The organism is Tatumella sp. JGM130, assembly GCF_018257525.1.
Classification (GTDB): domain Bacteria; phylum Pseudomonadota; class Gammaproteobacteria; order Enterobacterales; family Enterobacteriaceae; genus Tatumella; species Tatumella punctata.
On the sequence record NZ_JAERJS010000013.1, the window covers coordinates 26,986 to 48,076 of the forward strand.

Genomic DNA, 21,091 nt, shown 5'->3' on the forward strand with positions numbered 1-21,091 from the left:
TGTCCGGGCACAGCGTATGGTCAAACTAACCTGACATTAGCGGTCTGCTGTCGCGGAGACAGGGGAAGATTCTTCACCTGACGGACCTTCCGGATGATCATTTTCTTTCAGGGTAAACAGAATCAACGTTATTCGCAGCAAAGATTTTCACGGCAATAAGGCATGGGAGGCGTTACCGGTCACGATATTCGGGGAAACCGGCGTCAACCCCCACTCGACTGATGAAGCCTGTCAATGGCATATCAATGACGGACAGGAGGTGTTTGCGGTGATGGACGGTATCGTCGATATACACTACAAACGGGACAGACAAAAGAAGGTCATCACCCTGTATGCCGGAGATATCTTTTACGCCAGTGAAGGCACTGAACATGTCGCTTACCCGCAGGGGATAAGTCGTATCTTAGTGACTGAGAAACAGCACTCTATTTAACATAAGCCTTTCTTTGTGCGGATTTCCGGCTGCACATCTGCCGGTCAAAGGGTATACTACGACCCACTTTTTTTATCCGGCCAAATAGCGTGCGAACTCAACATGCAAAAGTTTGATACCAAGACCTTTCAGGGCCTGATCCTGACCTTGCAGGATTACTGGGCGCAACAGGGCTGTACGATTGTTCAGCCACTGGACATGGAAGTAGGTGCAGGCACCTCCCATCCGATGACCTGTCTGCGTGCGCTGGGGCCAGAGCCCGTAGCCAGCGCGTATGTGCAGCCTTCGCGCCGTCCTACCGATGGACGTTATGGCGAAAACCCTAACCGTTTGCAGCATTACTATCAGTTCCAGGTAATGATTAAACCATCGCCGGAGAATATGCAGGAACTGTATCTTGGCTCATTAGAAGCCTTAGGTATTGATCCGCACATCCACGATATCCGTTTTGTTGAAGATAACTGGGAAAACCCGACGCTGGGGGCCTGGGGTCTTGGCTGGGAAGTCTGGCTGAACGGAATGGAAGTCACACAGTTTACCTACTTCCAGCAGGTGGGCGGCATAGAATGTAAGCCAGTGACCGGTGAGATTACCTATGGCCTTGAGCGCCTGGCGATGTATATCCAGGGCGTCGACAGTATTTATGATCTGGTCTGGAGTGATGGCCAGTTCGGTACCACCACATATGGAGATGTGTTCCACCAGAACGAAGTGGAACAATCGACGTATAACTTCGAATACGCGGATGTGCCGTTTTTGTTCAGTTGTTTTGAACAGTACGAGAAAGAAGCGCAGACCTTGCTGGCACTGGAGAAACCACTGCCGCTGCCGGCCTACGAGCGTATTCTGAAAGCTGCTCACAGCTTTAACCTGCTGGATGCGCGTAAAGCTATCTCTGTCACCGAACGTCAGCGCTATATTCTGCGGATCCGTACCCTGACCAAAGCGGTGGCTGAAGCCTATTATGCTTCCCGTGAAGCCCTTGGCTTCCCGATGTGCAATAACAATAAGTAAGAGGCAGCGATGACAGAAAAAACCTTACTGGTGGAAATCGGCACCGAAGAGCTGCCACCGAAAGCATTACGTCAGCTGGCCGAATCTTTTGCCAGCCAGCTGACCAGTGAACTGGACAGCGCAGGGTTATCCCACGGCGCGGTAGAGTGGTTTGCGTCTCCCCGTCGTCTGGCAGTAAAAGTTGCCGCACTCAGTGCCGCCCAGGCCGATCGTGAAGTGGAGAAACGTGGCCCGGCGATCAGTGCGGCATTTGATGCGGAAGGCAAACCGACCAAAGCGGCTGAAGGCTGGGCGCGTGGTAATGGTATTACCGTCGATCAGGCCGGACGTCTGGCAACAGATAAAGGCGAATGGCTGGTTTACCGTGCTGCGGTGAAAGGCGAAACCGCCGCTGCCCTGTTACCGGGGATGGTGGCAGGGGTGCTGAGTAAGCTGCCGGTACCTAAACTGATGCGCTGGGCTGACAGTGATGTACAGTTTGTTCGTCCGGTACATACGGTTACCCTGTTACTGGGTGATGAAGTCATTCCGGCGACGATTCTCGGGATCAGCACTGATCGTATTATCCGTGGTCACCGCTTTATGGGTGAAGCTGAGTTCAGTATTGATCATGCGGATCAGTATCCGCAGATCCTGCTGGAACGGGGTAAAGTGATCGCCGACTATGATGCCCGTAAAGCCGCGATCAAAGCGGCCGCGGAAGCCGCAGCCGAAAAACTGGGCGGACAGGCTGACCTGAATGACAGCCTGCTGGAAGAGGTGACGTCTCTGGTGGAATGGCCAGTCGTGCTGACGGCGACCTTTGAAGAAAAATTCCTTGAAGTCCCGTCAGAAGCGCTGGTTTACACCATGAAAGGTGACCAGAAATATTTCCCGGTGTATAGCCCGCAGGGTAAATTACTGCCGAATTTTATTTTCGTGGCGAATATTGAGTCTGCTGATCCGCAGCAGATTATTTCCGGTAACGAAAAAGTGGTACGCCCGCGTCTGGCCGATGCAGAGTTTTTCTTTAACAGCGACCGTAAACAGCGGCTGGAAGATCAGCTGCCGCGTCTGGAGACGGTACTGTTCCAGAAGCAGCTTGGAACATTACGCGATAAGACCGATCGTATTCAGGTGCTGTCAGGCTGGATTGCCGAAAAAATGGGTGCCGATGTCAGCCATGCGACCCGCGCCGGACTGTTGTCAAAATGCGATTTGATGACCAACATGGTGTTTGAATTTACCGATACGCAGGGCGTGATGGGAATGCATTATGCCCGTCATGATGGCGAAGCCGAAGACGTTGCTGTGGCCCTGAATGAGCAGTATCAGCCACGTTTTTCCGGTGATCAGTTGCCGCAAAGTCCGGTGTCCTGTGCGCTGGCGATTGCAGATAAAATGGATACGCTGGCGGGTATTTTCGGTATCGGGCAGCATCCGAAAGGGGATAAAGACCCGTTTGCGCTGCGTCGTGCGGCACTGGGTGTACTGCGGATTATCGTCGGCAAAAACCTGCCACTGGATCTGCAAACCCTGACAGAAGAAGCGGTACGTCTGTACGGCGATAAACTGACAAATACCGCAGTGGTGGATGAGGTTATCGACTTTATGCTGGGTCGCTTCCGTAGCTGGTATCAGGAAGAAGGTCACAGTATTGATACTCTGCAGGCTGTACTGGCCCGTCGTCCGACGCGTCCCGCAGACTTCGATGCGCGCATGAAAGCAGTATCTCACTTCCGGACACTGGAGCAGTCGGCGGCACTGGCAGCGGCGAATAAACGTGTATCCAATATTCTGGCAAAATCGGATGTTCCGCTGAACGACAGTGTGCAGGCGTCGTTACTGAAAGAGAATGCTGAAATCACCCTCGCGACCTATGTCAGTGCGCTGAGCAGCAAACTGCAACCTTACTTCGCGGAAGGCCGTTATCAGGAAGCACTGATTGAACTGGCTGAACTGCGGGAAGCGGTTGATAATTTCTTCTCAGAAGTAATGGTGAATGCAGAAGAGACAGATATTCGAGTCAACCGTCTGACCTTGCTGGCGAAATTACGTGATCTGTTCCTGCAGGTTGCTGATATTTCTTTACTGCAATAACCGCGAAGATATGATCTGTTAAGCGAGCCAGTGGCTCGCTTTTTTGTTTTCAGGGCCCGGGTTTTCCCTGCCAGCTGCCGCAATGTGTTTAACACCGCTGTCTGTTTCTGTGCTAAAAACCATTAACAATATTTATATCATCAAAAAAATACACGGACCCGTGAGATGAAGACAGGCTCTGCAATTCCCGGCGAGGAGATGACGGTGGCTGCGGGGGTGACTTCCCGCCGCATCTGGACACGGCAGGCAGTACAGGCCGGTACAGTCACCGAAAGCAGCGAAGATTTTCTGGCCGAAGAAGTGCCGGTGGCGCTGGTGTATAACGGAATTTCTCATGTAGTGATGATGGCGACACCACAACATCTGGAAGCTTTTGCCCTGGGTTTCTCTTTGTCAGAAGGGATCATCAGCCAGGCTTCAGAAATCTATGGTATTGAAGTACAGCCTCTGTGTGCAGGTGTTGAGGTGCATATTGAACTTTCAGCGCGGCGTTTTATGGCCCTGAAGGCGCAACGCCGGGCAATGGCAGGCCGGACAGGGTGTGGTGTATGCGGAGTTGAGCAGTTACAGCAAATAGGCAAACCGGTCCCGCCACTGCCTTTTAGCTGGCGGTTTAATTTATCGGCGCTGGATAAAGGATTGTCACAGCTGGCAGATTTTCAGCCAGCTGGTCGTCAGACCGGTTGTACCCATGTGGCGGCCTGGATGGACGATACCGGCCAGCTGTTGCAGGGATATGAAGATGTCGGACGGCATGTGGCGCTGGATAAATTGCTGGGTGATCGTGCGCGTCAGCCCCGCCAGCAGGGCGCGGTAGTGGTTTCCAGCCGTGCCAGCTATGAAATGGTACAAAAAGCAGCGATCTGTGGTGTGGAAATTTTGTTTGCCGTATCGGCTGCGACGGCGCTGGCTGTCGATGTTGCAGAACGCTGTGGTATGACCCTGGCAGGCTTCAGTAAACCCGGTCGTACCATTGTTTACAGCCACCCCCGGCGTCTGTATTAAGCGCTCAGTACCCTGCTAAACGCCTGAGTTAATGCCGGCCATGAACGGTCACGGACGGCGGTACTGTCGGAAATCAGTAAACTGACGTCTGCCGGAAGTGCGTAGCAGTAGCGGCTGGTCAGCCCCAGTTTACTGTGGTCTGCCAGCAGAATAAGCTGTTTTGCCTGGCGTGCCATTGCTCCGGCAATGGCGGCTTCCGCCAGTGAAAAACTGCTGGCGCCGTTCACCGCATCCACACCGACCGGAGAAAGAAGGGCAACATCGGCCTGGTAGCGATGAATTTCACTGACGGTGGTACCACCGTGCGTTTGTTGTGTTCCTGCTGACATACTGCCACCCAGTAAAATCACTTCATGTTGCAGCTGACTGTCATTTTCGGTCGCAGTCAGTGCCAGTGCTGCCTGCAGGCTGTTAGTAATGATGGTAAGCCCTGACATCGTTCTCAGTTCCTGTGCCAGCAGCGTGGTGGTACTGCCGGAATCGAGAAACAGGGTTTGTCCGGCATTCAGCTGACTGACGGCACAACGCGCGATACTGCGTTTTTCTTTTTCCCGGGCAGCATAACGTACTGGCAACGGGGGTTCTGCCGGTGCATCAATAGCGACAATGCCGCCATGTACCCGCCGCGCAACGCCTTGTTCTTCCAGCGCAATAATATCCCGCCGTGCGGTTTCCCTGGAAACGCCGAGTTCATTAATAATGCGTTCAGTGCTGACCTGATGATGAGTACTGATTAATGAACGTATACGGTGTAATCGCGTTTCCTGCAGCATAGAGAAATCCTCAGTGAGATGTGCGGCGGATGATAACAGTTGTCTGAGTGTAGCGCAGCCGAGATACCCTGAATATGTATTTAGTTGCGTTTGTGTATTTTGTTGCATTTTTCTGAAAATAAGCGATGATGAAGTTACAGCGAATTTATTCACCGTCTTCCCCACTGATTATTGCGACAGGAGTAGTTATGGCCACGCGTTCTACCATCATGGATACCAACAGTTTTCGCGCAGAACATGCCGCAGAACTTGATGCAGATACCCGCACACTGACGGATAAACGCAGCAGAGTACTCGGAGATTCTTACCGTCTGTTTTATCGCAAGCCTGTGCATCTGGTGCGTGGTGAAGGCCAGTATCTGTGGGATGCGAACGGGGATAAATACCTGGATGTGTACAACAATGTGGCAAGTATTGGTCATTGCCACCCGGCAGTGATTGATGCGGTGACCCGGCAAATGAAACAGCTGAACACCCATACCCGCTATCTGCACGAAGGTATCCTGAATTACAGTGAGGCTTTGCTGGCGACGGCACCGGCAGAGATTAATAAGGCCATGTACATGTGTACCGGCTCGGAAGCCAATGATTTGGCGATCCGTGTTGCCCGCTCTTTTAGCGGCGGTACAGGGATTATCGTTACTAAAGAAGCCTATCACGGTACCAGTGAATTAACCTCCGGAGCATCGCCTGCGCTGGGCAGCGGTCAGCCGCTGGCAGCAACGACCCGACTGGTCTCACCGCCTGACGATTATCGGGTGAACGCTGCGGATTTAGGGGCATGGTTTGCGGCAGAAATTCAGGCGCAGATTGATGATATGGCAGCCCACGGCATTAAGTTTGCCGGCTTGCTGGCGGATTCAATTTTCTCTTCTGACGGTGTATTGCCTAATCCCCGTGGTTTTCTGCAACAGGCCGTCGATGTAGTTCATAAAAATGGCGGTATTTTTATTGCCGATGAAGTACAGCCGGGGTTTGCCCGTACCGGCGATGCGTTCTGGGGATTTGGCCGTCATGGTGTGGTACCGGATATCATTACCACCGGCAAACCGATGGGTAACGGCATCCCGGTGTCCGGACTGCTGGCAAAAAGTGATGTGCTGGCAGCCTTCAGTGATGAGATCCCTTATTTTAATACCTTCGGCGGTAACCCGGTGGCGATGGCGGCAGCGCAGGCAGTATTGCAGGTAATTGAGCAGGAAGGACTACAGGAACATAGCCGTATCGTCGGTGGCCAGCTGCTGGCTGAGTTGCGTAAACTGATGGATCGTCATGAATGTATCGGTGATGTACGCGGTGCCGGACTATTTATTGGTTTTGAACTGGTAGAAGACCGTCAGACGAAGACGCCGGATAAAACACTGGCGCTGAATCTTATCGAAAAATTACGTGAGAATCGTGTACTGACCTCGGTCGCCGGACCTTACGGTAATGTGCTGAAACTGCGCCCGCCACTGGCATTCCAGAGCGCTGATATTGACTGGCTGACAGGGGCCCTTGACCAGTCGCTGACTGAACTGGGGCGCTGACCAACGGGAGTGTTTTCTGAAACTGCTGAAATTGTGCTATTTCGGCAGTTTTTTTTTGTCTGAAAACAAATCGTTATCGCACACAATGTATTGATTCTCCTTTTCCCGATCAATTATTTAACTATAATGGAGATCAGTGCTTATGCAGTGCATCCCCCTGGTGCGCTGTCCTTACATTAGAATGGAGAGGTTGAACATGAGTTATTCACTGCCATCCCTGCCTTATGCTTATGATGCGCTTGAGCCGCACTTTGATAAGGAAACGATGGAAATCCATCACACTAAACATCACCAGGCTTATGTTAATAATGCCAACGCGGCGCTGGAAGGTACTGAGTTCGCTGCTCTGCCTGTTGAAGAACTGATCACCAAACTGGATCAGGTACCGGCTGAGAAAAAAACAGCTCTGCGTAACAATGCAGGTGGTCACGCCAACCACAGTCTGTTCTGGAAAGGCCTGAAAACCGGTACTACCCTGCAGGGCGATCTGAAAGCGGCTATCGAAAAAGATTTCGGCAGCGTTGAAAAATTCAAAGAAGAATTCGAAAAAGCGGCCGCGACCCGTTTCGGTTCCGGCTGGGCATGGCTGGTGAAAAAGGGCGATAAGCTGGCGGTAGTTTCTACGGCTAACCAGGACAGCCCACTGATGGGTGAAGCGATTTCAGGTGCTTCCGGTTTCCCGATCATTGGTCTGGATGTCTGGGAACATGCGTATTACCTGAAATTCCAGAACAAACGTCCGGACTATATCAAAGCATTCTGGAACGTCGTTAACTGGGATGAAGCTGCAGCGCGTTTTGCTTCTGCAAAATAATGCTGTACTGGCTGACAACGTATTGATCAGCTACTGATACCGGCGGCCCTGGCTGCCGGTATTTTTTTGTATGCTGTTGTTATTTCTCCCTTCTTCGTGTGCTGTGGTGCGGTACTCCTCCCGGAGACTGTTTTTCACCGTGCTGCTAGTGGTTACCGAAAGTAAATCAGTCATCAACAAATAACATATTTTTCAATAGCGGGAGGCAACCTGCAGCTGATTGCTCTGTTGTTGAAACATCAGGATCTATGCTTTGCCAGAGAGATGATGAAAAACCGGGCTTTGTTATGTCGACCCTTGTGACTGATTCACTGAGAAAATCCAACACTTCACTGCTCTGGTCAGTAATCAGCAGCAGATACCACCCGGACAGGGCATGGCGCAGCAGGCCTTTTTGCCTGAAATTTATCTTACGTTGCTGCTGCTATCCGCGGATCAGTTACCGTTACCTGCGGGCACTGACCGGTCTGGATATGTTCCCTGGATTACTGGCACGTCAGGGATTGCTGCCGGCGAAAATCCATCGCCCGTATCTGAGCGCCGGGCTGGGCGTTCAGCAGCGGGCAGAGGCAATTGTCAGCCATTATCAGTTGCTGGCCGGCCTTGTTAACCCGCAGTTACAACAGATCCTCGGGCAGCCGACGGGCAGACCGTTACTGCAGTGGCACAGTTCTGAGGGACAGGCATTCACACTGAGCTGTGGCCCGGCCAGATTTGATCGTGAAGGCGAGGTGATGTTATGCCTGTCTTATCAGCAGCAGGTAGTTGCTACCATCACTTTTGCGCTGATCCGCCAGGCAGAAAAATCAGTGCTATTTATCGGCGGGTTGCAGGGGCCCGGGCCGGAAGTCCCGGCAGAAATCATTCGTCAGGCAACCCGTGCGGCTTACGGTATTTTTCCGAAAAGACTGCTGATGGATGTTATTTTCTGGCTGGCTGCCGCCGGAAATATTGATGCGATTCAGGCGGTCAGTGAAAACAGTCATGTCTTCCGCAGTCTGCGTTACCGTTATAGTAAACAGGATAAATTTTTTGCCAGTTACAGTGAGTTCTGGGAAAGCCTGGGAGGCAGGCCAAATCTCCGGGGTAACTATGATTTACCCTTACAGGTGATACGTAAACCGCTGGAAGAGGTTGTCAGTAAAAAACGGGCAGAATACCGGCGTCGTTATCAGTTACTGGCGCAGCTACAGCAGCAGTTTAACGACGCGCTGGGGATCACCGGCAAATAGTATTGCCTTGCGGTGAGGGGTCAGAAGGCTTTTTTGGCAAATCCGGTCACTTCTTTGAGGCCCATTTCCCGACCGAGGGCAGTCATCGGGTGAACAATAACTACTCCGCGGGCTGCTTTTTTCAGAGCCCCCAGATTGGCCTGCTCTTTTTTCGTAATCGCACGGCTGAAAGACAGTTTCTGCAGCTTCTGTGCTTCCTGGCTGAGTTTTTGTTCTCGCACGTTACGCAGACGGGCGATTTCTTCTTCCAGAGTGTGCTTTTCTTTCTGGAGCTCACCCAGTTTTTCCATATCACCGGCTTCGAGCAGTGGCTGGGATTTATGATTGATGGCATCCAGCTGATCGCTCAGACGCTTGATCTCGGCTTTTTCTTGTTCTTTCATTGTTGACTCCTGTTAAACAGCGGCAAGGATACACCAAAATATCGGCGGACTTAACTCTGTCCGTCGTTTGCTGTGGATCCCGGCGATAGCTTACCATGGCAGACCGTCAGGAAACCCCCTTTATGTAATCGCCGGTCGGGGGGAAGCGGTTTAATCTCAGAAGAAACTGAAAGGATAGTCTGCAAAGAAGCGGATTTCACTGCCACCGCTGTTGTAATCTGCCGCATTTGCTGACACCCGCAGGATAGAGTAACGCAGGTCCAGTGTCAGATCTTTTGCCACACCACTCTGAACCTTGTACTGGATCTGGTTATACAGTTCATGCTCATGACCGTTGCTGGTCTGGCTGGTTTTAATATTGTCGCCGCGAACATAAGCGATGTTATAACTCAGGCCGGGGATCCCCAGCTCGGAAAAATCGATCCCATAGGCGGCCTGCCAGGAACGTTCACCTTTTGCATCAAAGTCTGACCAGTAGGAGTTATCCAGCCAGATACTGTTCCCGCCGTCACCGACGCCGCCCTGGTCACGGTAACCAGCGTACTGATAGCCGGTACTGCCATTACTCTGCTGATATGCCAGCTTAAAAGTATGTATCCACCAGCTATAGTTAGCAGCCATGCTCCAGATGGTATTACTGCGGCCGGTATCCAGCTGACTGGCATATTTTTTTGTCAGACGTGAGTTATAGCCATTAAAGTTTAGTGCCAGCGACTGTTCGGCCGCCAGTGGTTGCTGATAACTGAGTCCCAGATACTGTTTGTTCAGGGTTTTTTCGACATTTGATGCATAGAATGATCCGCTAAACCGATCATTAAACTGGTAACTGGCACCGCCAAATGACAGGCTTTTCAGGCCGCTATTATGGCGATCGTCACTTTTACGTTGTTCATCGGTCAGGTAACCGGCATTAATATCCAGCCCGTGTATTTCTTTAGACGTGACCACCACCCCGGTAAAGGTTTCGTCCAGTAACCGTGAGTTATCGGCCGAAACGACCGGTAACTGCGGACGCTGTGTACCGTAGCTGATCACCGTATCGGAAATACGCATTTTGGCAGTTGCACCGAATTTTGCCAGTTCTGACTTTGCTTTCCCGTTATGTGCCTGTTTAAAGAAATCTATTCCGCCGTCGCCGCTTTTGCCGCGCCCGCCGTCCAGGCGTACCGCATACTGACCCATAGCATCGAATCCGAATCCAATCAGCCCGCGGGTGTAGCCTGACTGCCAGTCAGCGATCAGCCCCTGGCCCCATTCTGCACGGTTCTGAATACCCGGTACTTTATAATCCCGCTTCATATATGCATTACGCAGCAGAAGATTGAAATGGCTGTCGGCAATAAAACCCTTACTCTGTGACTGTTCACTTGCCAATGCCGGGATAGCGCTTAATATTCCGCAAAGAATAATTGGTAATTCTTTTTTCACTTTTATTATACCTTTGTATTTTATATATCTGTTTTACGCCCGGAGCTGTTTTATTATTCCGATAAGAAGAATAATTATTAATAAAGGATGGTAAATACCGGAGGGGGATTCTATTACTCTTACAACGTAAATAATAGCCCTTTGTATACGGGGGAATAGAAATAACGGACAGTTTTAAATAAAATAAATCGCTTTTTCTGTTAAGTAAAAAATTAAATAAACAGTTAATGCTAATCTATGAATTATAAATAAAAATAATAAGTAATGAAAAACTTAATTATCTAGCCGGATCTGTATCCTTTTTCAGCGGCCGTTGAAAAATCCGCCCCGTAATGCGGTAAAAAATTACGGGGACGGAAAACATTACTGTACGTTGCTGATAGCAGCTTTCAGCTGGCCGAGCACCGGTGCTTCGCTGGCAATTTCACCGACCAGCGTATTGTACTGGTTTACCTGATCTTTGGATGCGAACTGGACATTATTATTGGCAAAGCTGACACTGTTGCTCTGGGCCTGCAGGAAATCACCGGTGGCAATAACAGAATGGCTCAGTGCCTGCAGTTGTGGCAGTAAAGGCAGTATGCTGTCTGCCGGCCGGGTCACCACTTTGCTATATGCCGCCTCATAAGTTTTTTGCAATTCTGGCGGTAATTTCAGCGAGGATTTACTGCTGTCGGCCAGATTACGGGCTGTCTGCACCTGTTGGGTGACAACATTAAGCGCACCTGCGGCCTGGCGCAGTGCATCCCGTTGTGACTGGTAATCGGCAGGAATTTTGATTGCTGACAATTCGTCGGTGACCGGACGGATACCGTCATTAACGACTTTATTCAGTTGTTGTGAGAAACCATACAGAATTGCATAGTCACCGGCAAAATTGCCGAAGTTTTTTTTCTGACTCTCGCTCAGGGTGGGTAACTGTGAACCGCTACGCATAACGGTATTCTGCAGGAAATCACTGAATGCCTGACTTTGCTCAGCTTGTTTATCACCACATCCTGTCAGCTGGGAAATCATAAGGAATGTTGCCAGCAGCAATCCAGACTGCTTTGTTAAACGGAAAATGCCTGATGCCATAAGGGGCTAGCTCCTGATATTTGACAACGTGTTTGACCACCAGAAAGATCACAGGATAGAGCAAAGCGGGGTTTCCGCCAATCATCTTTCTGCAGCCTGTGGTTATCCGGAAAAAGGGCGATATTTTTTTGCCTGCTGCCGAAACCAGCTGGCGGATATATTGTAAGGGTGTCTGGATAACCTATTGATATTAAACTTTATTTGCAACTCTGCTTGTGCGCGGAGTTGCGGGTTACCTTCACACAACAAACCGATTTGTATCTGTTTTTCGACCAGGTAGATGGCAGCAAAAACCGGATCGTTATCTACAATATCTTTTGTATTATCAATGATATCGGCAAGTTTAATGGTTTGTGCTTCTGCTGAGGCCCTGACAGTGTGTTGCAGACAACAGGTAATGCGTTGCTGACGGGTACCAGACTCAGCCATATCAGGATTAGTCAGCATATGCACTATGACTGCAATTCGGTGACCAAACAGGCGCTGTAATTGTGCAAAAGTGGCCGGGGTATCTTCTAAAGTATCATGCAGCCAGGCGGCGGCGAGCAGAGTTTCATCGGCGCCTGTTGTACGGACCAGCTCAGCTACTGCCTGAGGATGCACAATATAGGGAGCATTACTGTATTTACGCCGTTGTCCTGACTGATAATGCATATGCCGGGCAAAGCATTTTGCTTTTTCTTCCAGTGAATAATACATATGCCCTCCGTATGCAGGATATTTATTTTCTGATAATAGAATGCTGGCCTGGATACAGGCAAGGCAATATATTTTGTTTTTAAACAATAATTACTTTTTATAAATAATTCGGATTTTTAATTATTTTCCGGAAAATTCCGTATATTTCATTTTATTTTAAATTGTGTCGAACTTATAGAGTGGTTCAGACTCTGAGAATAGATAATCTTGTATCATCCGGAGTTCCAGGGTTTATTAATGAATAAAATCAAGCTGTTAACACAAAGTCAGTTATCATGGATTCTGGCCTTGTATATTGGTGTTTTTTTAAACTGGTCTGTGTTTGAACGCAGATTTCAGGGATTGTGGGCAGGCGGAGATGTACTGAAGTGGTCATCGGCGGTGGCTGAAGTTGTGGCAGCTATACTGGCCTGTTTTATCGTATTTCGTTTTGTTTCGCTGGGCGGGAAAATATTTTTCCGGCTGATGGCATCAGTGATAGTCGTGATTTCTGTTTCGGCCGGCTACTACATGGTGGTTTTTAATGTTGTTATTGGTTACGGGATTGTAGCCTCAGTACTGACGACGGATACCGATCTCTCTAAAGAAGTGGTCGGTCATTATTTTTATCTGTGGATGGTGCTGGTCAGTGTGTTACCCCTGTTCCTGATTTGGCGCAGCCAGCTGACGGAGTCGCTGTTATCACAACTGACGACCCGCGGACAGCGTGTAAGGGCACTGACCGGTTTAGTGGTATGTATTGCTCTGGTCTGGTTGCCCCTGCGTGTTCTGGATAAACAGTATAAACACCGTGAGCTGGAAACGAATATTGATTTACCCAGTTATGGCGGCATGGTGGCGCACTCTTATCTGCCGGTCAACTGGCTCACGGCAACAGGGTTATTTGGCTGGGCACAGCTGGATACAAAGCTGACAGGGGATAAATTATTCTCTCCGGCCAGCCATTTTACCTATGTTGCACCACAAGGTATTGATGATACTTATGTGGTGTTTGTGATTGGTGAAACGACCCGCTGGGATCATATGGGGATTCTGGGATATCCGCGGGACACAACACCGTTACTGGCAAAAGAAAAAAATCTGGTGGCTTTTAAAGGGCATTCCTGTGATACGGCAACTAAGCTTTCTTTGCGCTGTATGTTTGTCCGCGAGGGGGGAGCCGGTGAGGATCCGGGACGGACATTAAAAGAGCAAAACGTATTTGCAGTACTGAAAGCGCTGGGATTCAGTTCCGGACTGTATGCAATGCAGAGTGAAATCTGGTTTTATCGTCTGACTGATGTCAGCAATATGGCATTTCGTGAACAGATTGGTTCAGAGCCGCAGAATAATGGTAAACCGGTCGATGATTCACTGTTGATTCCGAAACTACAGCAATCTTTGCAGCGGCATCCGCAGGGTAAGCATTTAGTGATATTGCATACTAAAGGTTCCCATTATTTATATTCCCAGCGTTATCCGCGCAGCTTCGCATTTTTTACCCCGGAATGTATTGGTGTGGATGATTTTTGTTCGAAAGACCAGCTGATTAATTCATTTGATAATTCAGTCCGTTATGTCGACTATATGCTGGATACTGTCTTTGACCAGTTGAGAGATAAAAAAGCGATTGTGTTTTATGTCGCGGATCATGGTGAATCGATCAGCAGTAACACCCATTTTCACGGTACGCCGCGAGAGATGGCACCGGCGGAACAATTCCGCGTCCCGATGCTGGTGTGGGCTTCAGATAAATACCTGGCAGATGATGCTAACCGGCAGCGTTTCAGTATTCTGCAACAGCAGGCTAAAGCCGGTGTGACCCATTATCATCGTGAGCTGTATGATTCACTATTAGGCTGCCTGGGATATACTTCGCCGGATGGTGGTATCAGGCCTGAAAATAACTGGTGTCAGAATCCTGTTGATGAAAAAGCAGTCAGGTAATGCGGCCCCGAAGCGAAAAATAATCTGTCGCTGGCTGCTCCGGATGCTTTTTGGTCAGTCAGCGGCTGATTTTCGAAAAAGCGGTTGACGCCTTCGGGGGGGCGCAGTAATATTCGCCCCCATCGGCGAGTAGCGCAGCTTGGTAGCGCAACTGGTTTGGGACCAGTGGGTCGGAGGTTCGAATCCTCTCTCGCCGACCATTTTCAAAGAAACCCGCTTTTAGCGGGTTTTTTTACGTCTGCAGTAAAAGAGGATGGGAACCTTCGAAGGAGGTTTGCGCCGAGCGCAGCGAGACAACGTTGCGTAAGCAACGGCCCGCAGGGGAATAATCCTCTCTCGCCGACCATTTTCAAAGAAACCCGCTTTTAGCGGGTTTTTTTACGTCTGTAGTAAAAGAGGATGAGAACCTCCGGGTGAGGAAAGACCAGAGGGCGCTGGTCTTTGGATCTGCGCCTGGTGCGTAGCCTTTTACCTCCGGATTACGGTTCCCGGCATAAACGTCCGGCTCTGTGCATCTTCCTTCCGCCATCAGTGGCGGAGTTTCAGCAGCCGCACTGCGGCGGACGGGTTAAGGCCCGGGGGCGCGGGCCTTAACAATCCACGCCTTCGCGCAGTCCTCGCTGTTCCTTCGCTTATCGCTCCGTCTTTCCGGACCGCACGGATTCGCCGTCCATGGCTCAGCCGTGCTATCGCCGGCGTCCTGCCGGCTCCTCCGGGCCGTCACTCTGCGCTCAGCGCTGCGGATAGCGCGTGGTCACACCGCCGCGTTAATCACTCATTATTCATCAGATACTTTCATTGCTGAAAATTATCCATAGCTATAGCCAATGCAGGTTACCGGAGGCGGCATCCGGGCCGCTGAGTGAATGAGTGTGACCAGGGCGAGCCGCAGGGAAGCGGCGAGAGGCCGTGTTGAGCAGGAGCGAATCGCGGCCGGTCCGTCAAGGTCACGGGAATGAACGAGGGTACCGCGCAGCGGCGGAACGATCTGCCGCACAGGCCCGGAGTGCAGAGGGCGCGGCCATTGCGCCCTTTGCCTGGTCGCCCGCAGCGGGGCAGCAAAAAATGACGTTACGTAATGGCGAACAGAACCCTGGCGGGTTTACATATTGCATATCAGCGCAAGCGTTACACCACAGCCCCGGCCGGGAATGAACGAGGGTACCGCGTAGCGGCGGAACGGTCTGCCGCACAGGCCCGGAGTGCAGAGGGCCCTTGCGCCCTTTGCCTGGTCGCGCGCAGCGGGGCAGCAAAAAATGACTTTACGTAATGGCGAACGGAACCCCGCCGGGTTTACATATTGCATATCAGCGCAAGCGTTACACCACAGCCCCGGCCGGGAATAACCGAAGGTACCGCGCAGCGGCGGAACGATCTGCCGCACAGGCCCGGAGTGCAGAGGGCGCGGCCGTTGCGCCCTTTGCCTGGTCGCCCGCAGCGGGGCAGCAAAAAATGACGTTACGTAATGGCGAACAGAACCCCGCCGGATTGACATATTGCATATCAGCACAAGCATTACGCCAATGATAACGACTGTTGCACAGCCCGGATTATCTCCAGCCATAACTTTTGCAGACGCGGGCCCGTCAGAGGGCTGCTGGCCAGCTCCTCCGCCGTGACACCCGGTAATACATAGCGGGTTGCCAGCGTTGCTGTCGGGCTGCAGGCCTCAGATAATATTCCCCCCATGACGGTGACAGTCTCCCTGAGTTGCCCCCATGCAAGATCAGTTACGGGTGACAGGTTCGGCAGAGCGACAGGTTTATCCAGCAATTCACCACTACTGACCAGCCAGTCGAGAGCATTTTTGATTACACCCGAAACACCGTGTGCATATTCCGGACTAACAATCAGAATTAAATCAGCGTTGTGTAATTCCTGTCTCCAGAGCCTGACTTTGGCAGGGGGCTGATATTCCAGGTCAGGGTTGAACAGAGGGAGACTGCCGGGAGTCGTGCTGATTTCAAAGCGAACCTCCTGCGGGCTAATCAGTGCCATCGCCCGAAGAAACAGACTGTTAAGAGAGTGACTGCGTAAACTGCCCGAAATACCAATCACTTTGTACATGGTTGTTATCCTTTTGAAATATGACCAGCCGGTAAACCCGGTGACTATGTCTGCTGAGTATCCTTTGCTGGCGGATAACAACAGTATTTATCAGTGACTGTCGCCAGAAGAAGACACTTATCATTATGTTATTCTATGAGATATTTATAAAAAGGATTTTTTGTCGTTGTACGACGATGCCTGCAGCTCTCCGGACTGCTGATAAAGAATCTTCGTTATCAAAAAATTATTTTTTATTTATTTAAAATCAAAGTGTTATTTTTTTGCAGCCTTTATTTATTCTGCTGGCATAGTTTCTGCAATGACTGCAGCGCAGATGCTCATTCTGCTTTTTATGTCTGCCGCCCGGCAACATAATCCCTGGAATGATGCAGAGCCCTTTACCGATACCTGTTATCTGCCTTCTCACAATTTATTGATGAGAGTTTCAGATATTACGTTGAGTCTGGTATCAGCTGTTGTCTATCGACCTGATTTTACACCTGCCCTGTTGCAGGTGTTTTTTTTGACTGCAATAAAAAAGCGCCCTGAGCGGCGCTTTTTAGGGATGACATTGATTACTGGTCCGGATTCTGCCTGAGAGTCAGTAACAGACCTTCACGGCGCATTTTTGCGGCTTGTTCGGGGCGGCCTGTCTTGTCATAACAGTCAGCCAGCCAGGCGTAATCGAAGGTATCAGGACGCTGTTCCAGAGCCTTCAGGAAAACATCTGCCGCCTGCTGCCACTCAGCCTGGCACATCAGCATCTGCCCCAGAGTACTGTTCAGCAAGGGGGTAGCACCATGCTGTCTGATCTGCTGCCGCAATACTTTTTCCAGCTGTTCCGGTGCCGGACTATTGATTCGTGGTAACAGCAGAATCAGACGTTCATCATACTGTTGTTTCAGCCCGGCCAGCACAATTTCCTGTGCCATCTGCGGGTCGTTGCATTCGATCAGATGATTAACCATTGCCACCTGCAGGGCAGTATCCTGGCGGGTTTTACGGCTCTGATTTTTCCACCATTGCTTCAGACCTTCGCTACCCTGTTCTGCCATCGCCTGGTTCATCATGCCGAGCCAGGCCCGTTGCCGGAGATCCTGCAGGTGCTGCTCAGTCGTAACCTGTGACTTCTCCATTGACGGCAGAATATCCAGTAATGCGCGCCATGCCCCGGTATTCAGATAAGCCTGCTCTGCCAGCCGTAATACTTCAGGATGGCGCGGTGCAACTTCCAGTAAACGGTCAAGACAGTGACGGGCAGCATGATCTTCATGACGGGCCAGCAAAATACGGGCGCGGGTAATTTCTACCGGGATCTGGTTATCAGCACAGACCTCAGCAGCGCGTTCCAGGTGTTGATTCGCCCTGATTTCGTCTCCGCGTTGCTGGGCCGCTTCCGCCGCCAGCAGATAGTTTGCCAGAGGGTCGGCAGCATGATCCGCATCGCGTGACAGTAATTTCTCTACCTGCCGGTGATCACCTTCTGCCAGTTTAATCAATGCATCACGGGTATGGCGTTGCGCCCGGCGACGTTTACGGCCACTGAACCAGCCACGGGTACGTACTCCGGTACGCAGTATCCGCCGCAGCAGCCATTCGACAGCCAGGATAACCACTAATGCAAGGATCAGGATAATAGCCAGCCCGGTAACACTGGTTTCAATATTCCAGTTGTCCGTTTGTATCAGCACGTATCCCTGGTGTCCGGCCAGCAGGGGGCCGAGAATCACTCCTGCCAGCAGCAGCAGAAACAATATCAGTACTTTTAACATATCAGCCTCCCTGCTGGCTGGCTGCCGCAGCAGGCTGGTTCAGCAGTCCGCGGACACGGGTTTGTACTAATTTATCCAGCAGAGGCTGGCTGGAGAGGGTATCCGGGATATCCATAGCAATCGTCTGCTGCTCCAGAGCATCAAGCTGCGCTAAAAATGCTTTCGTCGCCGGGTCGTTGACGTCGTACCAGGCACGTACCCATGTCGATACGCTTTCCAGGGATTGTTTATAGATTTCTTCCTGATGGCGGGGCACTGCCTGGGCCGCGATCAGTAGTCCGGAACGAATATTTTCCCGCAGATAAATATCCTGATTAGGGGCCAGTAACGGCTGAGCAGTATTGTCGCGGCGGCGGATAGTAATAAAATTATCCATAAAATCGTGCCAGCTTTTGGCCAGATTTTCGCGCCAGTGGGCTAAGGATCCTGAGAGTTCGTGACTGTCCTGATCCATCGGATTACTGTTGTCTTCGTTATCCGCCAGACGCAGATTATCGACACCATTTGCCAGCTGGTTAAGCTGCAGAATGATACCGTCATAATCAACCTGATTGATGGCCGACAACGCACTGATATCCTGCATCAGGGCACGACGTATATTCAGAACGCTCGGGTCATTCATTTCAGCCAGACTGCTGTCGGCACTTTTTAACAGTGCAGCGGCGGTTGTGGCATCCTGGTCACTCCACAGTTTGCGTCCTGCAAGTTTCACCAGATAATCAGCCTGGGCTATCAGCCAGTTGTTACTGTCATTTCCGGTCAGTGATGTGACTTTTTCACGTAACGTGTTCAGTTCTTTGTCAGTCGTGTCCTGGCGCAGACGGGCGTCCTGCAGAGCCTGTGTGGCGGTGGTCAGCTGTGCCGAAAGCTGTTGCTGTCCGGATGTGGTCTGCTGCTGTAACAGAGTGAGTTTATCACTCAGTCCGGCTTCTGATTCAGCGTTCAGGCTCTGCTGCTGTTTAATATACCAGTAGCTTCCGGCACCTGTTGCCAGGGCAATGATAATGGCCACAATGGCTAAAGTGGTTCCGCTATTCCTTGCTACTGAAGTTGTTTGTTCCTCTGCCGGGGATTGCTGTGCTTCCGGAGGGGTCACTTCAGGTATGGCGGAGGGGTCTTTGTGTTCCGTCATTTTGGCTCATCCCATTATATTAATTTCAGTGTAACGCGCGTAACAACGCATCGTTATCCGCACCATCAGCTACCGTCACTGAATGCCAGCCTAATTCACTGGCGAGGGTAGCTAAACGTTCACTGACGACAACCAGCCGGCAGTGTAATAGCCATTCGCGGCGGTCAATTGCCGGGAACAACGAATATAAGAGTTGCAACATTTCACCGCTGGTCACTACCAGCGTGGTAATTCCTTGTCTGCGCCAGCGGACGGCTTCTTCCGCGCCCCGATATTGGCAAGCTATCCGTTGATAACATTCACACAGCTCTACCTGCGCACCGCGTTGTTGTAATGTGTCTGCCAGTAAATCACGTCCGCCATTACCGCGTAATATCAGAGCACGTCTGCCGGAGAGTTCTCTGAGTGAAGGCAGATTAAGCAGTGTTTCACTGGTGGCCCTGCCTTCAGGATAGTTCACTCTCTGCAGACTGGCCTGGTGTAAGTCCAGTGCAGTCCGCCGCCCTATAGCATAATAGTCGAGCCCGGCCGGCCATGCAGTATTACTTTGTACTATTGCCGGCGCGGCAAACCTGATTGCCTGGTGTGATACAGCAAACAGCAGATCACCGTTATGCAAACTGAGCAACTGCTGTGCCAGTGACCCCAGGCCGCGGCCGGGGGTATAGTCAATCAGCGGAAGGCTCCATGCGTGCTTGCCGGTCTGACGCAATCTGGCAACCAGCGCCGATGCCGAAGGCTCAGGGCGGGTAACCAGAATTGTCATACGGGAGGCTGGCCCTGATAAACTTCGCGTAATATCTCTCCGGCACCACGTTCCAGCAGTTCGTCCGCCAGGGCAATGCCCAGCTGTTCAGCCTGATCGCGATGGCCACGGCGTTCGGCACTGATCATTTTCGATCCATCCGGCGTCCCGACCAGTCCGCGTAACCATAACTGGTCGCCGGGCTGTAACAGGGCGAAACTGCCAATAGGTACCTGACAGCCGCCTTCCAGCCGGGTGTTCATTGCCCGCTCAGCACGGACACAAGTTTCTGTATCCCGGTGATTCAGCGCCTGTAACAGGGCGATCAGCGGGGCGTCATCCAGCCGGCACTCAATACCGACCGCTCCCTGGCCCACAGCCGGCAGTGAAACTTCGGCCGGCAGTGTACTGCGGATACGGGATTCTAATCCCAGGCGTTTCAGGCCTGCAGCCGCCAGAATAATTGCATCGTATTCTCCGGCATCCAGTTTTGACAACCGGGTACCGACATTACCCCGCAGGGAACGGATTGTCAGGTCGGGACGCAGTGCACTCAACTGACACTGGCGACGCAAACTGGAAGTACCGACCACTGCCCCCTGAGGCAGGTCATCAAGGGTGGCATATTTTTCAGAAACGAAGGCATCAAGGGGAGTTTCACGCTGACAGATGGTGACCAGCCCCAGCCCCTCAGGGAAAGCAACCGGTACGTCTTTCATCGAATGGACAGCCAAATCTGCCCGGTTCTCCAGCATCGCCAGTTCCAGCTCTTTGACAAATAATCCTTTGCCACCGACTTTGGATAACGGGGTATCCAGCAGAACATCACCTTTGGTGACCATAGGTACCAGCTCAACCTGTAAACCGGGATGGGCTGCGACTAACTGTTGCTGAACATAGTGCGCCTGCCAGAGCGCAAGCGGACTTTGCCTTGTGGCGATCCGAATAATTTTATCAGACATGTCATTAACCGTTTTTATCGTTTGTTAATCATCCTATCA

Annotated in this window: 19 protein-coding genes, 1 tRNA gene and 1 other RNA gene; 11 read left to right on the plus strand and 10 right to left on the minus strand. The window is 51.2% G+C overall.

Annotation, left to right across the window (positions count from 1 at the left end; genetic code table 11):
* Positions 1 to 121: 121 nt before the first annotated feature.
* The 4 genes from JK211_RS08100 to fdhD all read left to right on the plus strand — a co-directional run bounded on the left by JK211_RS08100 (position 122) and on the right by fdhD (position 4,531).
* On the plus strand, positions 122 to 433 hold the full coding sequence (locus JK211_RS08100; RefSeq protein WP_212708231.1) for a cupin: 312 nt from the start codon (positions 122 to 124) through the stop codon (positions 431 to 433).
* A 102-nt stretch (positions 434 to 535) separates the two neighbouring features.
* A complete protein-coding gene (gene glyQ / locus JK211_RS08105; RefSeq protein WP_212708173.1) occupies positions 536 to 1,447 on the plus strand; it encodes a glycine--tRNA ligase subunit alpha in 912 nt (303 codons plus the stop codon).
* A gap of 9 nt (positions 1,448 to 1,456) precedes the next feature.
* Complete coding sequence (gene glyS / locus JK211_RS08110) at positions 1,457 to 3,526, plus strand: glycine--tRNA ligase subunit beta (protein WP_212708174.1); 2,070 nt, start codon at positions 1,457 to 1,459, stop codon at positions 3,524 to 3,526.
* 165 nt (positions 3,527 to 3,691) lie between these two features.
* Complete coding sequence (gene fdhD / locus JK211_RS08115; protein ID WP_212708175.1) at positions 3,692 to 4,531, plus strand: formate dehydrogenase accessory sulfurtransferase FdhD; 840 nt, start codon at positions 3,692 to 3,694, stop codon at positions 4,529 to 4,531.
* Here fdhD and JK211_RS08120 read toward each other — a convergent pair.
* Entirely contained in the window at positions 4,528 to 5,304 is a 777-nt protein-coding gene (locus JK211_RS08120; protein WP_212708176.1) for a DeoR/GlpR family DNA-binding transcription regulator, read from the minus strand. The genes fdhD and JK211_RS08120 overlap by 4 nt on opposite strands.
* 188 nt (positions 5,305 to 5,492) lie before the next feature.
* On the opposite strand from JK211_RS08120, the gene JK211_RS08125 reads away from it, so the two are divergent.
* The 3 genes from JK211_RS08125 to JK211_RS08135 all read left to right on the plus strand — a co-directional run bounded on the left by JK211_RS08125 (position 5,493) and on the right by JK211_RS08135 (position 8,879).
* Positions 5,493 to 6,833, plus strand: a complete 1,341-nt coding sequence (locus JK211_RS08125) for an aspartate aminotransferase family protein (RefSeq protein WP_212708177.1) — start codon at positions 5,493 to 5,495, stop codon at positions 6,831 to 6,833.
* Between the two features lie 196 nt (positions 6,834 to 7,029).
* Positions 7,030 to 7,647, plus strand: a complete 618-nt coding sequence (gene sodA, locus JK211_RS08130) for a superoxide dismutase [Mn] (RefSeq protein WP_212708178.1) — start codon at positions 7,030 to 7,032, stop codon at positions 7,645 to 7,647.
* A 287-nt stretch (positions 7,648 to 7,934) separates the two neighbouring features.
* Positions 7,935 to 8,879, plus strand: a complete 945-nt coding sequence (locus JK211_RS08135) for a VirK/YbjX family protein (protein WP_249213305.1) — start codon at positions 7,935 to 7,937, stop codon at positions 8,877 to 8,879.
* Positions 8,880 to 8,899: 20 nt separating this feature from the next.
* Here JK211_RS08135 and JK211_RS08140 read toward each other — a convergent pair whose 3' ends face one another.
* The 4 genes from JK211_RS08140 to JK211_RS08155 form a co-directional block, all read right to left on the minus strand.
* Positions 8,900 to 9,262 carry a YibL family ribosome-associated protein gene (locus JK211_RS08140; RefSeq protein WP_212708179.1) on the minus strand — a complete coding sequence of 121 codons (363 nt, stop codon included), beginning with the start codon at positions 9,260 to 9,262 and terminating at the stop codon, positions 8,900 to 8,902.
* A 156-nt stretch (positions 9,263 to 9,418) separates the two neighbouring features.
* Entirely contained in the window at positions 9,419 to 10,690 is a 1,272-nt protein-coding gene (locus JK211_RS08145; protein WP_212708180.1) for an OprD family outer membrane porin, read from the minus strand.
* A 363-nt stretch (positions 10,691 to 11,053) separates the two neighbouring features.
* Positions 11,054 to 11,767 (minus strand): DUF3053 domain-containing protein, encoded by a 714-nt coding sequence (locus JK211_RS08150; RefSeq protein ID WP_212708181.1) that lies wholly within the window; start codon positions 11,765 to 11,767, stop codon positions 11,054 to 11,056.
* A gap of 102 nt (positions 11,768 to 11,869) precedes the next feature.
* Complete coding sequence (locus JK211_RS08155) at positions 11,870 to 12,466, minus strand: HD domain-containing protein (RefSeq protein WP_212708182.1); 597 nt, start codon at positions 12,464 to 12,466, stop codon at positions 11,870 to 11,872.
* 237 nt (positions 12,467 to 12,703) lie between these two features.
* Between JK211_RS08155 and eptB the strand changes: the two genes are divergently transcribed.
* The 3 genes from eptB (at position 12,704) to JK211_RS08170 (ending at position 14,738) form a co-directional block, all read left to right on the plus strand.
* On the plus strand, positions 12,704 to 14,392 hold the full coding sequence (gene eptB / locus JK211_RS08160; protein WP_212708183.1) for a kdo(2)-lipid A phosphoethanolamine 7''-transferase: 1,689 nt from the start codon (positions 12,704 to 12,706) through the stop codon (positions 14,390 to 14,392).
* A 123-nt stretch (positions 14,393 to 14,515) separates the two neighbouring features.
* Positions 14,516 to 14,592: transfer RNA gene (locus JK211_RS08165), tRNA-Pro, on the plus strand.
* 32 nt (positions 14,593 to 14,624) lie between these two features.
* Positions 14,625 to 14,738: non-coding RNA, RtT sRNA (locus tag JK211_RS08170), on the plus strand.
* Positions 14,739 to 15,907: 1,169 nt separating this feature from the next.
* Here the strand turns inward: JK211_RS08170 and JK211_RS08175 are convergent.
* Entirely contained in the window at positions 15,908 to 16,459 is a 552-nt protein-coding gene (locus JK211_RS08175) for an NADPH-dependent FMN reductase (protein ID WP_249213175.1), read from the minus strand.
* A 301-nt stretch (positions 16,460 to 16,760) separates the two neighbouring features.
* On the opposite strand from JK211_RS08175, the gene JK211_RS08180 reads away from it, so the two are divergent.
* Positions 16,761 to 17,039, plus strand: a complete 279-nt coding sequence (locus JK211_RS08180) for a hypothetical protein (RefSeq protein WP_212708184.1) — start codon at positions 16,761 to 16,763, stop codon at positions 17,037 to 17,039.
* On the opposite strand, the gene hemY is transcribed toward JK211_RS08180, so the two are convergent.
* From hemY to hemC, 4 genes are read right to left on the minus strand one after another with little or no spacing between them, the layout of a single operon-like run.
* Positions 17,017 to 18,213 (minus strand): protoheme IX biogenesis protein HemY, encoded by a 1,197-nt coding sequence (hemY, locus tag JK211_RS08185; RefSeq protein WP_212708185.1) that lies wholly within the window; start codon positions 18,211 to 18,213, stop codon positions 17,017 to 17,019. The two genes, JK211_RS08180 and hemY, sit on opposite strands and share 23 nt — an antisense overlap.
* A 1-nt stretch (position 18,214) precedes the next feature.
* A complete protein-coding gene (hemX, locus tag JK211_RS08190; RefSeq protein WP_212708191.1) occupies positions 18,215 to 19,345 on the minus strand; it encodes a uroporphyrinogen-III C-methyltransferase in 1,131 nt (376 codons plus the stop codon).
* Between the two features lie 25 nt (positions 19,346 to 19,370).
* The gene (hemD, locus tag JK211_RS08195; protein WP_212708193.1) at positions 19,371 to 20,111 is read right to left on the minus strand and encodes a uroporphyrinogen-III synthase; all 741 of its coding nucleotides are present in this window, start codon (positions 20,109 to 20,111) and stop codon (positions 19,371 to 19,373) included.
* The gene (gene hemC, locus JK211_RS08200; protein WP_212708194.1) at positions 20,108 to 21,052 is read right to left on the minus strand and encodes a hydroxymethylbilane synthase; all 945 of its coding nucleotides are present in this window, start codon (positions 21,050 to 21,052) and stop codon (positions 20,108 to 20,110) included. Before hemC ends, hemD begins: the two co-directional genes overlap by 4 nt.
* Positions 21,053 to 21,091 lie beyond the last annotated feature (39 nt).

What these genes read in the sequence shown, in the direction of transcription:
- hemC (WP_212708194.1), bottom strand. Translation starts at nt 21,052, where the DNA reads ATGTCTGATAAAATTATTCGGATCGCCACAAGGCAAAGTCCGCTTGCG.
- JK211_RS08180 (WP_212708184.1), top strand. Translation starts at nt 16,761, where the DNA reads ATGACTGCAGCGCAGATGCTCATTCTGCTTTTTATGTCTGCCGCCCGG.
- JK211_RS08175 (WP_249213175.1), bottom strand. Translation starts at nt 16,459, where the DNA reads ATGTACAAAGTGATTGGTATTTCGGGCAGTTTACGCAGTCACTCTCTT.
- hemX (WP_212708191.1), bottom strand. Translation starts at nt 19,345, where the DNA reads ATGACGGAACACAAAGACCCCTCCGCCATACCTGAAGTGACCCCTCCG.
- JK211_RS08150 (WP_212708181.1), bottom strand. Translation starts at nt 11,767, where the DNA reads ATGGCATCAGGCATTTTCCGTTTAACAAAGCAGTCTGGATTGCTGCTG.
- sodA (WP_212708178.1), top strand. Translation starts at nt 7,030, where the DNA reads ATGAGTTATTCACTGCCATCCCTGCCTTATGCTTATGATGCGCTTGAG.
- glyS (WP_212708174.1), top strand. Translation starts at nt 1,457, where the DNA reads ATGACAGAAAAAACCTTACTGGTGGAAATCGGCACCGAAGAGCTGCCA.
- JK211_RS08120 (WP_212708176.1), bottom strand. Translation starts at nt 5,304, where the DNA reads ATGCTGCAGGAAACGCGATTACACCGTATACGTTCATTAATCAGTACT.
- JK211_RS08155 (WP_212708182.1), bottom strand. Translation starts at nt 12,466, where the DNA reads ATGTATTATTCACTGGAAGAAAAAGCAAAATGCTTTGCCCGGCATATG.
- hemY (WP_212708185.1), bottom strand. Translation starts at nt 18,213, where the DNA reads ATGTTAAAAGTACTGATATTGTTTCTGCTGCTGCTGGCAGGAGTGATT.
- JK211_RS08135 (WP_249213305.1), top strand. Translation starts at nt 7,935, where the DNA reads ATGTCGACCCTTGTGACTGATTCACTGAGAAAATCCAACACTTCACTG.
- eptB (WP_212708183.1), top strand. Translation starts at nt 12,704, where the DNA reads ATGAATAAAATCAAGCTGTTAACACAAAGTCAGTTATCATGGATTCTG.
- JK211_RS08125 (WP_212708177.1), top strand. Translation starts at nt 5,493, where the DNA reads ATGGCCACGCGTTCTACCATCATGGATACCAACAGTTTTCGCGCAGAA.
- JK211_RS08140 (WP_212708179.1), bottom strand. Translation starts at nt 9,262, where the DNA reads ATGAAAGAACAAGAAAAAGCCGAGATCAAGCGTCTGAGCGATCAGCTG.
- fdhD (WP_212708175.1), top strand. Translation starts at nt 3,692, where the DNA reads ATGAAGACAGGCTCTGCAATTCCCGGCGAGGAGATGACGGTGGCTGCG.
- hemD (WP_212708193.1), bottom strand. Translation starts at nt 20,111, where the DNA reads ATGACAATTCTGGTTACCCGCCCTGAGCCTTCGGCATCGGCGCTGGTT.
- glyQ (WP_212708173.1), top strand. Translation starts at nt 536, where the DNA reads ATGCAAAAGTTTGATACCAAGACCTTTCAGGGCCTGATCCTGACCTTG.